The sequence below is a fragment of the Spirosoma sp. genome, assembly GCF_048594605.1.
Classification (GTDB): domain Bacteria; phylum Bacteroidota; class Bacteroidia; order Cytophagales; family Spirosomataceae; genus Spirosoma.
In genome coordinates, this window is the sequence record NZ_JBMDWV010000210.1 from 1 (window position 1) to 13,877 (window position 13,877).

General features: G+C 48.1%; 10 protein-coding genes. 8 read left to right on the forward strand and 2 right to left on the reverse strand.

Features of this window, described 5'->3' with window-relative positions:
• The coding region (locus tag ACOJS8_RS13050) for a ThuA domain-containing protein (RefSeq protein WP_420148980.1) at window positions 1-2,923 on the reverse strand (2,923 nt) is incomplete at its 3' end.
• A 266-nt stretch (window positions 2,924-3,189) separates the two neighbouring features.
• On the opposite strand from ACOJS8_RS13050, the gene ACOJS8_RS13055 reads away from it, so the two are divergent.
• A complete protein-coding gene (locus ACOJS8_RS13055) occupies window positions 3,190-3,915 on the forward strand; it encodes an NUDIX hydrolase (RefSeq protein ID WP_420148981.1) in 726 nt (241 codons plus the stop codon).
• A 124-nt stretch (window positions 3,916-4,039) separates the two neighbouring features.
• The gene (locus tag ACOJS8_RS13060) at window positions 4,040-4,891 is read left to right on the forward strand and encodes a sugar phosphate isomerase/epimerase family protein (protein ID WP_420148982.1); all 852 of its coding nucleotides are present in this window, start codon (window positions 4,040-4,042) and stop codon (window positions 4,889-4,891) included.
• Here ACOJS8_RS13060 and ACOJS8_RS13065 read toward each other — a convergent pair.
• The gene (locus ACOJS8_RS13065; protein ID WP_420148983.1) at window positions 4,872-5,582 is read right to left on the reverse strand and encodes a hypothetical protein; all 711 of its coding nucleotides are present in this window, start codon (window positions 5,580-5,582) and stop codon (window positions 4,872-4,874) included. The two genes, ACOJS8_RS13060 and ACOJS8_RS13065, sit on opposite strands and share 20 nt — an antisense overlap.
• Window positions 5,583-5,886: 304 nt before the next feature.
• On the opposite strand from ACOJS8_RS13065, the gene ACOJS8_RS13070 reads away from it, so the two are divergent.
• From ACOJS8_RS13070 to ACOJS8_RS13095, 6 genes are all read left to right on the forward strand, one after another.
• Window positions 5,887-8,772, forward strand: coding sequence for a TonB-dependent receptor domain-containing protein (locus tag ACOJS8_RS13070; protein ID WP_420148984.1), 2,886 nt, complete (start codon window positions 5,887-5,889; stop codon window positions 8,770-8,772).
• Window positions 8,773-8,821: 49 nt separating this feature from the next.
• Window positions 8,822-10,522, forward strand: coding sequence for an IPT/TIG domain-containing protein (locus tag ACOJS8_RS13075; RefSeq protein ID WP_420148985.1), 1,701 nt, complete (start codon window positions 8,822-8,824; stop codon window positions 10,520-10,522).
• Window positions 10,523-10,948: 426 nt separating this feature from the next.
• Window positions 10,949-11,206, forward strand: a complete 258-nt coding sequence (locus ACOJS8_RS13080; protein ID WP_420148986.1) for a hypothetical protein — start codon at window positions 10,949-10,951, stop codon at window positions 11,204-11,206.
• A 52-nt stretch (window positions 11,207-11,258) separates the two neighbouring features.
• A complete protein-coding gene (locus ACOJS8_RS13085; protein ID WP_420148987.1) occupies window positions 11,259-11,513 on the forward strand; it encodes a hypothetical protein in 255 nt (84 codons plus the stop codon).
• A 527-nt stretch (window positions 11,514-12,040) separates the two neighbouring features.
• Window positions 12,041-12,175 (forward strand): hypothetical protein, encoded by a 135-nt coding sequence (locus tag ACOJS8_RS13090; protein WP_420148988.1) that lies wholly within the window; start codon window positions 12,041-12,043, stop codon window positions 12,173-12,175.
• Between the two features lie 371 nt (window positions 12,176-12,546).
• Window positions 12,547-13,860 (forward strand): esterase-like activity of phytase family protein, encoded by a 1,314-nt coding sequence (locus tag ACOJS8_RS13095; RefSeq protein ID WP_420148989.1) that lies wholly within the window; start codon window positions 12,547-12,549, stop codon window positions 13,858-13,860.
• Window positions 13,861-13,877 lie beyond the last annotated feature (17 nt).

The following is a 13,877-nucleotide window of genomic DNA, read 5'->3' on the forward strand; positions in this document are numbered from 1 at the left end:
TATCGCCCGCTGGTATGTTGGCGGTGTAGCTTCCCTTGACGGGTAACGTAGTGGTGCTGGCGGCTTCGCTCGATACGTTCAGAATGTACTTGACCATCTCGGCTGCGTCGGCCGTAGACAACTGCGGGTGAGCGGCCATAGCGGTTTCGCCCCAGACGCCACTGCCACCAGCAATGACTTTCTTCGTTAGCCGCTCCAGCGCCGAATTGTCACCTTTGTATTTTTTTGCTACGTCCATGTAAGCGGGCCCAATCGATTTTTTATTAATGCTGTGGCACGCCTTACAATCGCTTCCTTCGACCAGTTTTTTACCACCCGCAAAGAGCGCAGTCGCGTCGGCGGAGCGGTGCCCCTGCGCAATAGCCACCTGATCGAAACCTTCTGCCAGATAATCGATATTGACCGCTACCCGCTCCGGATCGATGCCTTTGCCGAGCGTACCGTCTTCTTTATCGCTTACTTTTATGTCGTAGCGGAACGGTTTATTGGGCGTGAAAAACGACTTATTGCCGCCGGGTAATTCTACACTCAGCACGGGCGGTTCGTTGCCCACCGTAATGTCCATCGATTGGGAAGCAATACCGCCTTTGCCATCGTTAACCGTAACGGTAGCTTTGTAAACGCCGGTTTTGGGAAGTGTTACGTTGATGTCAGGCGTATTTACGAGCTTGGTATAGCCATTTTTTGAAGTGATCTTCCAGGAATAGGTTAGCGCATCACCATCGGCATCAAGGGTTTCTTTGGCAGACGCTTTCAGGTTAAACGGAGCCGAGCCACCCATTTTGGTAGTTGCCAGCTGAAGTTGGGGTTTGCGGTTGCCCCCGTTGTATTCAATACGTATCAGCCGGGCGTCGTCGTTGGCCGTGAACCAGCCGGAGCCGTATTCGAGCATATACAGGTCGCCGTTGTCGGCAAATTCCATGTCCATCGGATTGCTGAATTTGTAGCTCGGCATAAACCGCTCCATCGACTGATAATTGCCTTCCTTATCCATCGTTACGGCCATAACCCAGCCGCGCATCCAGTCGTACGTAATGAGCTTGCCATCGTAGTAATTCGGGAAAGCGTGGGGCGCATTTTTGAAATCGTCGGCATAAAATACCGGACCTGCCATTGCGTTACGTCCTCCTGCACCTACCAGCGGAAACTCAGGGGAACCATCGTATGGATACCAGATAAAGGCTTTCTGGGCCGGAGGAAGTACGTTCAGGCCTGTATTGTTGGGCGACGTATTAGTCGGGGCATTAACATCCCATTTCTCTCCAGATTTTTCGGCGGCAAAGTCATATTTGTTATACGCTTTATTGTCGCCCACAAAATGCGGCCAGCCGAAGTTTCCGGCTTTCCGCGCCTGTCCTACTTCGTCGTGTCCGGCAGCGCCCCGATTTGGATCGGGTTTGGCCGCGTCAGGGCCAACTTCTCCCCAATAGAGATAACCCGTTTTGGGGTCAACCGAAATGCGAAACGGGTTGCGGTGGCCCATCGTGTAAATTTCCGGGCGGGTCTTTTCAGTGCCTTTAGGAAACAGGTTGCCATCCGGAACCGTATACGTACCGTCGGGCTGGGGTTTGATCCGAATGATTTTGCCCCGCAGGTCGTTGGTGTTGGCCGATGACTTTTGCGCATCCCAGGCGCTACGTCCGGGCCGTTCATCGCTGGGACTGTAACCGTTGGAACCGTGCGGATTGGTGTTGTCGCCCGTTGAGAGATACAGATTGCCCTGCCGATCCCAGGCAATGGAGCCGCCCGTATGGCAGCATTCTTCGCGCTGGGTTGCTACGTCCAGAAGCACCTTTTTAGAATCCATGACCAGTTCGTCACCGCGTAGTTCGTAGCGCGTCAGTATGTTTTTGGATTCGTTCGGGTCCGAATAGTACAGGTAAATCCAATGGTTCTGGGCAAAATTTGGGTCTTTGCTCAGGCCTAGTAGTCCATCTTCGCCCATCGATTCTTTGCCTTCCTTACTGACGTATTTGATGTTGACCGGAATCTTCGCGATGGTTTTCAGTTCCTTTGTTTTGGTGTTGTAAAGCCGAACTTCGCCTTTACGCTGAATGAACAGAATCCGGCCATCGCCCAGCACGCTCAACTCCATCGGCTCATCCAGTTTTTCCTGCAAAACCACTTTAGTGAATCGGTTTTCTTCGGGCCGGGCTTTGGCATAATTCAGCGGTTTCGGCGCATCGCCCCCGGTTACGTAATTGATTCCGGCCCACAGGTGATTCAGCACAAGTGGTTCCGCGAACGATTCGTCCGTATGGCCCATAGCCGTGTAAAAAGCCCGTCCTCCGTCATACTCCTGATACCAGCTCATGGGATGAAAATCGGGATTCTTGCCACCAACGTAGCTTTTCTCATCGATCTTCACCACTACGTTAATTTTTGGAGAAATATCCTTGAAGCTGTAAAACTCGTCGCTCCGCTCAAACTCGTCGGGCATTCCCTGCGTGGCCCAGTGATTTTTGAGCGTAACGATAAATTTACCTTTCTGCACATTGTTGGGCATGGGGTGATCCAGAAAATAAGCGCCTGCCAGTTTGCCGTACCAGGGCCACTCGTACTCGGTATCTGTAGCCGAATGGATTCCCACATAGCCCCCGCCCGCCTGAATGTAGCGTTCAAACGCCGTTTGCTGCTCAGCGTTGAGAACATCACCTGTTGTGTTGAGGAATACGACGGCATTGAATTTTTTCAGGTTGGCGTCGCTAAACTGCGATGCATCTTCGGTAAAGCTGACCCCAAATCCTTTTTCGCTGGCCATTTTGGCAAGGGCTGTTTTACCCGCTTCAATGGACTGATGCCGGAATGCGACCGTTTTGCTAAATACCAGTACGTTACGTTTGGTTAGCTGCGCCGACACGGATTGACATAAGAGCAATAAACCTAAAGCCAATAGGCTGATGCTAAAGGAGTTTTCTCGCATTTTGATTAAAACTTTTACGCGTTTGAGCAAAGATAAAGAAGAACAAAATTTATTGTCTAAAATTTAGACAATAAATTTTATGCAATTCTATACTTTTGTAGTACCATTCCCCGAAAATCGCTTAAATGACGTAATGAGGGCAGAAATGCTATTCAGAAATTTATTTAAGCGCTTACCAACAGGATCGGTAAAACTTTATCGCCATTGGCTGTCAGGATTCTTTACGTTTACATCTTGATCTCTTACGAACCCCTATCCACTACGTTATGCATTCGCCAAGTGAACAGGATTATATTCAGCAGCTTTCGATTGACTGCATCATTTTTGGTTATCAGGAAAAGCAACTGAAGGTATTAGTCCCAAAGCTTGCTTTTCGGGGTGATTTCTGGGCGCTTCCGAGTGGCTTTATTTTTCAGGAGGAGGGTATTGATCAGGCAGCGCGACGGATTCTGGAAGAGCGAACAGGTATTCGGGACATTTATCTCGAACAATTCAGAATATTCGGTGAGGCCAGACGAAGCAATAGTTCGTTTCTGGAACGAATTCTCCAGCTCAATGAGGACAAACTAGGCGATAAACGATTCAACCAAAAAGAACTGGAATGGATTACCCGACGCTTTGTGTCCATTGGTTATTACGCCCTGGTGGACATCAATAAAGTTATTCCCCAAAAAAACGGTATTGATGAGTCCATCGACTGGTACCCGATCAGGCATTTACCCACTATGATTATGGACCACAACGAGATGATAGCACAAGCCCTTGAAACGCTTCGGCTGAATCTTGACCAGAAACTGATTGCCTTCAACCTGCTTCCCGATACGTTTACGATGAAAGAAGTACAGGAACTCTACGAAGCCATTTTTGACAAGCCCTTCGCCCGGAATAATTTTCAGAAAAAAATCCTGGATCTGAACGTACTGGAACGCCTGGAAAAGAAGTTTACAGGTGCCGCCAACAAAGCGCCTTATCTGTATCGATGGAAGCGCTAGAGCTACGTTAAGTGCAGATCTCCAGCAGTAGAATTGATTCTTTTTTTTATTTCTAGTACGCTATTACGTTCGCTGAACCGGCGTCTGTAGCCGTTTACTGAAACCTGATTATTTCTTACTTAGCATGGCATCGTTACGTTCCCTTTCCCGCAAAGATTTTTTGAAAACCAGCGCCCTGGCGCTCGGTCTGCCCTTCGTAAACAGCATAAATGCCTTTGCGAAACCGATAAAAAACGTTGGATTACAGCTTTATACGGTACGTAACGAAATCAGTAAAGACGTAGAAGGGACACTCCGAAAAATAGCCCAGATTGGCTATACGGAAATAGAAACCGGTAGTTTTTACGGTAAAACGCCCAAGGAGTTCAAGGCCTTTTTGAGTGGAATGGGGCTGAGTGCGCCCAGTAGCTTACACATGACGAGCGCCATGAAAACCGACTGGAGCAAGACCGTTGATCAGGCGGCTGAAGCGGGTCAGTCGTTTATGGGCTGCGCGTATCTGGCACCTAATGAGCGCAAAACAATTGATGACTATAAAAAGATAGCTGAACTCTTTAATAAGTCAGGTGAGGTTTGTAAGAAAGCGGGCATCCAATTCATGCATCATAATCACGACTTTGAGTTCGAGCCGCTGGAGGGGCAGGTTCCGTACGACCTGATTTTGAAAGAAACAGACCAGAACCTGGTTAAACTGGAACTGGATCTCTACTGGTCGACCAAAGCGGGTCAGGACCCGGTGGCGCTGTTCAAAAAAAGTCCGGGTCGCTTCCCGATTGTCCATATGAAGGATATGGAAAAAAGCCCTGACCGTACATTTGCCCCTGTCGGTACGGGTTCAATTGATTTCCAGCGGATTCTGGACGCCCGTAAGATCGCAGGTATTCAACATTACTACGTTGAACAGGACGTTTGTAAAGTGCCTCCTCTGGAAGCCATAGCCATAAGCTTTCAAAACGTCAAAAAGCTGAACGTTTGATAAGCAAATCTGTAACAGGCTGAATTTCCCGTTTGTAGACGACCAGTCGCCCTTTGGCTATTCGCATGGCCTGATTAAGCTGTTTGTATAGCTGATCCTGTTTTAATTGCAGATTTCTGAGCTCTTCTGCCTCCTGCATTAGCTGCTGCGATAACGTATTGAATTGAGCGGCTCGATTTCTCAGCTCATCCAGACAGTGAGGAGGGCGAACGGGGTCAAAATTGACCACGGACAACAAGTCGATCAGCCAGCCGAAATACTGACCCAGGAGCGCAAACGAATCTTCGTAGAGACGTACCGTTTTGTACTGCAGCGGATTCCGCTTGGACACAGGGAAACCGGGAAGCGGGAAGCGGAGAATTTTCTGGCAAAGGATTTTAAGAAGATCGTTCGCCACCGTTCCGCCCCTGAATTGAGAACCAATGTCTTCCCACAAGCGACATGTTATCTTTTTAACGCAATCATCCGATTCAGCCGCTAAGTGGTGCCGTCTTTCGGAAAGCGCCTGGTATTGCTGCAGCTGATTGTCGAATTGTTGATTAACGGCTTCGATCTGTTGAATGAGTGTCTGCAAAATTGATTCTTCAGACACAGAATCGTAGCCAGTTACGGTTCTCCATTTCGACAGGGCACTATTGAGCGTAATAGCCTGGGTAAGTTTTTTTCTTAAAGAGGCTTCGTATGGCGTCATGACTAAATTCCTTTCTTTAAAATAACGGCTACGTACTGGCAAGCATAAGCAGAAAAAATAGTCTGCCCGAAATAAGCTTTTGTTAACACCCAACTTTTGCCCATAACAATAAGCAAATATTTAAACCGCTATATATCAGCTGTTTATAAAGCAATATTATTACCAACGAGTAAGCGAACAGGACAAATAAACAACAAGCTGTTTTGTATTAAAAACACGTTAAGATTTGATAACACTGGCGTAATCTTGGGGTAATATTAGGCCGATAGTTTTGCGAAGCGAAAGCGACACACAAACTATCTGTATGAATAAGAACATACTTCTTCTCATCTTTTTATTTATCTATTCAACGCTGCAGGCAAAGGCTGAAGGGCCGCTCGGTACGATCCGGGGGAATGTCCGCGATGGCCAGACTAAAGAGGCTCTTATTGGCTGCACCGTCCGAATCGATGGCACACAACTGGGCGTCACGACCGACGTAGAAGGTAATTTCACGATTGCGAACGTACCAGCAGGCAGCCAGAAAATTATCATTTCCTACATATCGTATCAGACCAAGGAAATTCCAAACGTTCGCGTTGAGTCAGGCAATACGACCGTTGTCGAAACGGAATTACTGGTTGAAGGGAAAGCCCTCAGTGAGGTAGTCGTCCGAGCGAATAAGTCAACCAATACGGAGATCGCCGTTATTACCGAAATTAAGCAGATGAAGCCGATTGCGGTCGGTATTTCAGCCCAACAGATTCAAAAGTCGCAGGACCGGGATGCGGCAGCGGCTATCCGCCGGGTACCAGGCGTCAGTATTGTCGAAAACCGATTCGTGCTCATACGTGGACTTGGCACTCGTTACAACAACGTACTGATCAACGACGTCATCGCGCCCTCTACGGAAGTTGAATCCCGCTCGTTCTCCTTTGATATTGTCCCTAGTAACATCCTCGATCGGATGATCGTTTACAAATCGGGATCGGCTGAACTACCCGGCGACTTCGCCGGTGGGGTAATCAAAATTTACACGAAACGTCGGCCTGAGCAAAACTTTACGGACGTTGGCGTTACGGTCGGCTACCGGGCCAATACGACATTTCAGAACGTACAATCGCATTCGCGCGGGAGCCAGAGCCTGCTCGGTTTGTGGGATGCCAAGCAGCAGCTGCCCACCAGTTTTCCATCCAGAGCGAGTGAATTCAATGCCTTAAGCCCTGTGCGCCGGTCGTCTTACGCACGATTGCTACCCAATAACTGGGCCTTGAAAAATATAAATGTGGCTCCTGATGTACGGGTAGCGATCAATACGGGTCGGCGTTTTGAACTGGGTAACGTACGGGTGAGTAACCTGACCAGCATCAACTACGCGCTGACCAATCAATTTTCGGATGTTAACCTAAAACTATACGAGAACACAACTGCCAACGACGTTCAGCAGGAATATAACGACGCTACGTATGCTCAGAACACCCGTTTAGGCATTTTGCACAACTGGACGTTCCGGTTCTCGCCTACGTTTACGCTGGAGTGGAAAACGATGTTTAACCAGTTAGGTTCGACGGAAACCGTTGTCAGAAACGGAAGCTACGTTATTGATGGCGTTGATGTACGGAGTTATTCGGAGCGCTTTGAGAACCGTAGTATTCTGAACAGTCAGGTTTCGGGAGAGCATTCCCTGGGAGAGCTGACAAAGGTCAACTGGATTGCCAGCTACGGCTATTCAGGGCGTTGGGAACCCGACTGGAAGCGGGCTCAGTACACCCGTCCGGTTGGTGCAACGGGAGCTGACGGTCAGCCTGAACCCTTCCGGCTCAATGTTCCGGTTCAGCCGAACCCGCTCAACGTCGGTCGCTTCTACTCGACGCTGAATGAACAGGTAGGTTCACTGATTGGTAACTTCGAACACACTTTTGGCAATCCGACCGACCGTGAGCCAAACCGGATTCGCGCTGGTTTTTACGGAGAACGCCGGAATCGTGATTTCTCGGCTCGCTTTTATGGGTATGAGCGGATTGGTTTAATCAACAACATCAGCGGTTTGAGCGTTGACCAGGCTTTTGCGCCCGCAAACGTAACCGGCCGGGAAGGAAGTTTCAGCTTACTGGATGGAACTGTTGCCAACGACTCTTATAATGGCAAGACGACCTATGCCGCTGCGTACGTATCGGGCGATGTTAATTTCGGATCACGGGCTAACCTGACACTTGGTTTCCGGGGTGAGTTCTACAACCAGACACTACGCTTAACCCAGGCTGTTACGCCCCTGGTCGATAATAACATCTTCAGCCCACTGCCTTCGGTCAACTTTACCTATAAACTAACCGATCGGCATAATTTACGTTTTGCTTACTCCGCTACGGTCAATCGGCCTGAATTGCGGGAATTAGCCCCATTCCGGTATTATGATTTCGCCCGTCAGATTGAAGTTCAGGGAAACACAGGCTTGAAGACGGCCAGGATTCAGAACTTCGACGCGAAGTATGAATTTTACCCCACTCCGAATGAGCTGATTTCGATCACGGGTTTTTATAAGAGCTTTACGGACCCTATCGAATCGTTCCTGATTCCTATTCCCGGCGCGTTTACGTTCACGTTTACCAATGCACTTTCGGCCCGGAATTACGGTGTAGAACTTGAGTTCAGAAAAGGGTTTGCCAAATCAGGCAGTACGTTCCTCCAGAATCTTCAGATCGTCGGGAATGCGTCGTACATCAACAGCCGCGTCACGACGGGTGATGTTATCGAAGCAACCGGCCCCAGCGGAAACATCGAGCGTTTTGGCAACAGTACAGACCGGAACCGGGCACTGGCCAATCAGTCGCCTTACCTTATCAACCTGGGCTTATACTATTCGAATCCAACGTCGGGCTGGCAGTACAACCTGCTTTATAACGTAGCAGGACCACGCATCTTCCTGGTGGGTAACGTAGAAGATCCGACAACGTACGAGATGCCCCGGCACGTAGTAGACTTCAACGTCAGCAAGACCTTCAAACAGCAATTTGAAGTGCGCCTGGGTATACAGGACATTTTCAACGCGCCTTTCCGTTTCTCCCAGGATTTCAACGGCGACCGCAAAATTGGTTCCGATGTTACGTCGCGTAGCGCCACTGCCGATCAGGATTATCTCAAATTCCGTCGCGGCCAATACGTAACGCTAACGGGTGTGTACACCTTCGGACGTCGGGTTATTGTCCCATAGGAAAAAGTAAGTGCTCAACGAATAATAAATCAGTCAAACCAATCACTTTATGCAAATTACCAAGCGATTTCAGTACCTCCTGCTGGTAGCAACCGGGCTAACCGTAGCGATCTCAGCCTGTAAGAACGAAGATACGCCAGCTCCCGATCCACTCTCTATCACAAGTATCAGTCCCACGCAAGCACCCGTCGGTGCCTCCATCGTCATTACCGGAACAAGCTTCAACGCAACTCCGGCCAGCAATACCGTCGTTTTCGGTGGTAATGCCACCGCTCAGGTTACGGGAGCCAGCACAACGTCCTTAACCGTTGTTGTTCCTGCCAATGCCCAGAACGGAGCAATTTCGCTTACTTCGGGCGGCACTACGGTTCAGAGTCCGAGCAGTGCTAATTTTACAATATCGAACCGCGAGGTAATCACATTGGCAAATTCCATTACGGCCAATCAAACGCTGACAGCCGACAAAATTTATGCTCTGAAAGGATACGTTTACGTATCGAATAACGCTGTATTGACCATTCAACCGGGTACGGTTATTCGGGGATACAATCAGAGCCAGGACCCTGAAAATCAGAACCATGCGGGCACACTGATCATTGAACGGGGATCGCGTCTGGAAGCTAAAGGCACGGCGCAGGCACCGATCATTTTCACGTCTTCTCAAGCAGCCGGATCGCGTAAATATGGCGACTGGGGTGGCGTTGTGCTGATTGGTCGGGCACCGACGAACCAGGGTACCTCGCGCGCGTTTGAAGGTGGCATTCGGGGAACGTTTGATTCAAACTTGAATGTGGCTGACGACAATTCCGGTACGTTGCAATACGTTCGGATTGAATTTCCCGGTGTGGCTTTATCGGCTACGCCGAATAGTGAAATTAACGGCCTGACCTTCTACCAGGTAGGTTCAGGGACAACCATCGATCACGTACAGGTTTCTTACAGTGGTGACGATGCCTTTGAATGGTTCGGCGGCACAGTTAACGCCAAATACCTGGTTGCTCACCGCACATTCGATGATGATTTCGATACCGATTATGGCTACAGTGGTAAAGTACAGTTTGGCGTAGCACTTCGTGATCCGAATGTAGCTGACCAATCGGGTTCTGAAGCATTTGAGTCGGATAACTTCGATCCGGGTGTACCCGTTACGGCTGGTTTGCCCTACACGGCTCCTGTATTTGCCAATTTTAGCGCCTTCGCGTTCAACCCTGGCGTACCGAGCAGTGCCAACACGGCAGGCGGTTCGGGAGCGTACCGGGCGGCTATGCACGTTCGTCGGAATACGAAAATCAGCATTTATAACTCGGTCTTTACAGGCTTCCCGGAAGGTTTACGCCTGGAAGGTACAGCCGACGGTACGTTGGCGAATATCAATAATGGTAGTATCGAATTGCAGGGAATTGTTTTTGGCAACTCGGAAATTCCCAATTCGACAACCGTTGTTCGCGGCATTGGCGACGTAACGACGGCGGCTGCTCAGGCGTATTTCAACACGGCCTCGCGCAAAAACCAGATCATCGGTACCGACATTACGTCGCTGTTGCTGAATGCGCAGAACTTCAGCCTGACCGCACCAAACTTCCTGCCACAGGCTACCTCGCCCCTGCTTGTTGCAACGAATGCGGCTACGGGTGGCAAGATTGCGGATTCATTCTTTACGGCAGCTCCTTATCGTGGTGCTTTCAATACAGAAAACTGGACGGCAGGCTGGACAAATTTCGATCCGCAGAATGCCAATTATGATCGCTAGTTCTCTTTTATAAGTAACTGCACATCAAAAAGGCCGACGCATTGCGTCGGCCTTTTTGATGAATGAACCATTCAGTTTCTGGAATAGGTTTGCTACGTTAATCGCTCAAATAACGTATGAGAAAAGGCAACATAAAAAAAAACGTTACCCCAAAAAGAAACAGCAATTTTCGCTTCCGGGAGTACGTAATATAGCGGCTGTTGCCGGCCAATAAGTTCATAAATTCATTTACCCAATGACCTAACATAGAAATAGTTATAAATCCTGATTGCTATATTAACCCGTTTGGGTAGCCGAATTCTCCCTTTGGATATTATCAAATCGTTACGTTATTCTATGGCTCACCAGACCGTCCATTTAACAATGGGTTAACCGCTAATCCTGCCTGTAAGACCTACCTTTGTCAACACAATCCGCACTTTAATTATGCGCTTCATCGCTGTTTTTAGTCAACAGAATACAATGCATGGTATCGGGTTTGATGCACTCATTGAAGCCAATGATTTTTTATTCTGGGGCTACGAAGACAATGACCTGACGCCCTGCGGTATTTATGACGTATTAACCGACAGAACGAAGCTCTACGATCATTTTGGGCGATTAACGGGCCGCATCGATAGCGAAGATATTCGCCGGTTCGCCATTGAATACTTAGATCGTATCCGGCAGCACATTAGTGTATGAATGTTGAGTAGTAGACGTCTGTGAAAGTTGATCAATAATCTGTAGCGTGAATATGGGACTGGTATTAAAAGTGCCAGTAAGCAATATTATCAACCTTTGGTTTGGGGATGATACGCCCATCAGGCAGTATAAAATCAAAATGAATCCCAAACTCTGGGTAACCTGTCAGCGGGTAAGTCAGACGTTTACGCCACCCTCGGGAGCTTTAAAACAGGAAAATTACCGCAAATCAGACAAAGTTGCTTTTGCCAGGGCCGTCTTGCAGGCATTACAATCCGGCAGGATTTTGGTTGAAGAAATCTGTTAGTGCTACTCCATCTCCTGCTCACTCCACCTGCTCAGACTTATCGTTTATTCCTTAATTACTTACTAATGACTGTGGAGTCAATTTCCACAAGTCAATTGTGTGCTTGCTACGTATCAATAGCCTGCATAAAATTTTTGAATAGATTTTGCAACAAGGCTCATTAGCATAGTGCGTCCCTGAAGAATGATATATACATCCGTCCTAAAAAAACCATTTAGTAACTATATTTATATAACGGGTATATAAAAATATATACACTTATTATATTCGCGCTCCAGAAGGTGAAATCCATACTTGTGGCAATGCTGGTTAAAGCGATAAGACCTAAGACCAGCAATACTTTTCGTTTTTCAGATTAAGTAAATTTTTTCAAAGTAGGCAGGTATTAATTTACCAGCTTCTGCAGAATATAACTGAGGGTGGCTTGACCACCCATTGCAGAATCTGAGAAATTCTGCAATGGGTGCAAGGTTTTAAAGATTGATCTGATTGCTTACTGTTCATTTTACATTCTTACACTAAAACACATGACTAAACAGACTGAATCGAAAGCGCACAAAGCGAAACGTTACGTATCGCCACAACTGAAGAAGCTGGGTAATGTTCGGCAACTAACCCTCAAAAGTGGATCAAATACGGATGGACTGGGCGGTTTTATATAAACTCAAAGTCTATTCTTTCTAAGGTGTAAAAGGAATACGTATTCTCCTGACTGTCGATACTACGTATGCTTTACAGACACCTCCGCTTCTTTGGAAACAGAGTCACCGTGTTGACAGGTCCTAAAAATCTGTCAACACGGTGATTCTGTTTCGACTATTCATAATGTATGATTCAATACCGAATCGGTGTAGGCCCGTTCAGACATAGAACGAAACAACTCTATCATTCGCTGCTGACAACCTCCCTGCACACTACGTCCTGATTATTTAACAACACCTTAATGTGGGCTTAATAGCTCAGCTTAATCAATCATATTCAGGTAATACAGGGACTATAGTTTTGTGACTTAAACAAAATTATCCCTCTGACTATGAATCGATTCTCTTTACCAAATTATTGTACTTTTTTCTCCGTGCTTGTAGGAGGCTCACTCCTGACAGCCTGTGCCGACCATCTGCTGCCAACAGTTTCTTACTCTTCCTTTGCAGAGGCCACTAATCCGAAGGTATTAGCTATTTCGCCCAATGGCACCGTAATCAATAATGGCGGTTTTGGTTCAGCCATTGTCGCCGATCCGAACGATCCCGAAATCTTCTACCTGCTCACCGACCGGGGACCAAATGCTGCCGGATCTGCCGCTAATTCCATCATCTTCGGCAAAGCAGATTTCACCCCACAAATTGGTAAGTTCCGGGTGGTTGGCAATCAGTTGGTGTTGTTAGAAACCATCTTGCTTAAAAACGCAGCAGGCCAATTATTAACGGGTCTGCCGAATCCAATCGGTCAGGGAAATACAGGTGAAATTGCGCTGGATTTAGCCGGTAAAACGATTTCCCCAAATGCGGACGGGCTCGATTCGGAAGGGCTGGTTTTAGCAGCCGATGGCTCGTTTTGGGTGAGCGATGAATACGGTCCGCACATCGTACATTTCGACGCTACGGGTAAAACCATGGAACGTATCAACCCATTCGGTTCCGGCACGGGCGGACGTACGTTGCCCAGAGTACTGGCCCGGCGTCGGCCCAACCGGGGCATGGAAGGGTTAACCATTACGCCGGATGGAAAAACACTGGTTGGCCTGATGCAATCCCCGCTGTATAATCCGTCTTCGACAGCCGTATCGGGCTCAACGGTGCTACGTGTATTGACATTCGACATCGCCACGGGTGCTACGAAACAATACGTCTATCTGATGGAAAACGCCAGTCTGACTGGATGCAGTGAAGTAGCCGCCATTACAAATACAACCTTCCTGGCGCTGGAGCGTGACGGCGATTACGGTGGAAACCCGGCCAAGCCTGCTACGTTCAAGCGTATCTATAAATTCGATCTGGCTGGCGCAACAGAAATTTCTGATCCGGCGAACAGTGACGGCGGTAAGCTTTTCAACGGTTTAACGGTGGAGCAGCTCAAAGACAAAGCAGGTTTGCAATCGGCGGGAATTGTGCCAGTGACAAAAACGCTGGTATTCGATTTACTCACCAACATTTCACCCGTCTATCCACATGACAAAGCCGAAGGGATTGCCATTCTCGGATCGAACCGGCTGGCTATTGCCAACGACGATGATTTTGGCGTTGTCGATAACGGCCAGAACGGTTTCACGGCCAAGATTCTGCCATCTACCGGCAAGGTTGATTTGAATCGTATTTATTTCGTTACGTTGCCAACTCCTTTAAAGTAAAATTTCGTAGAAACAGT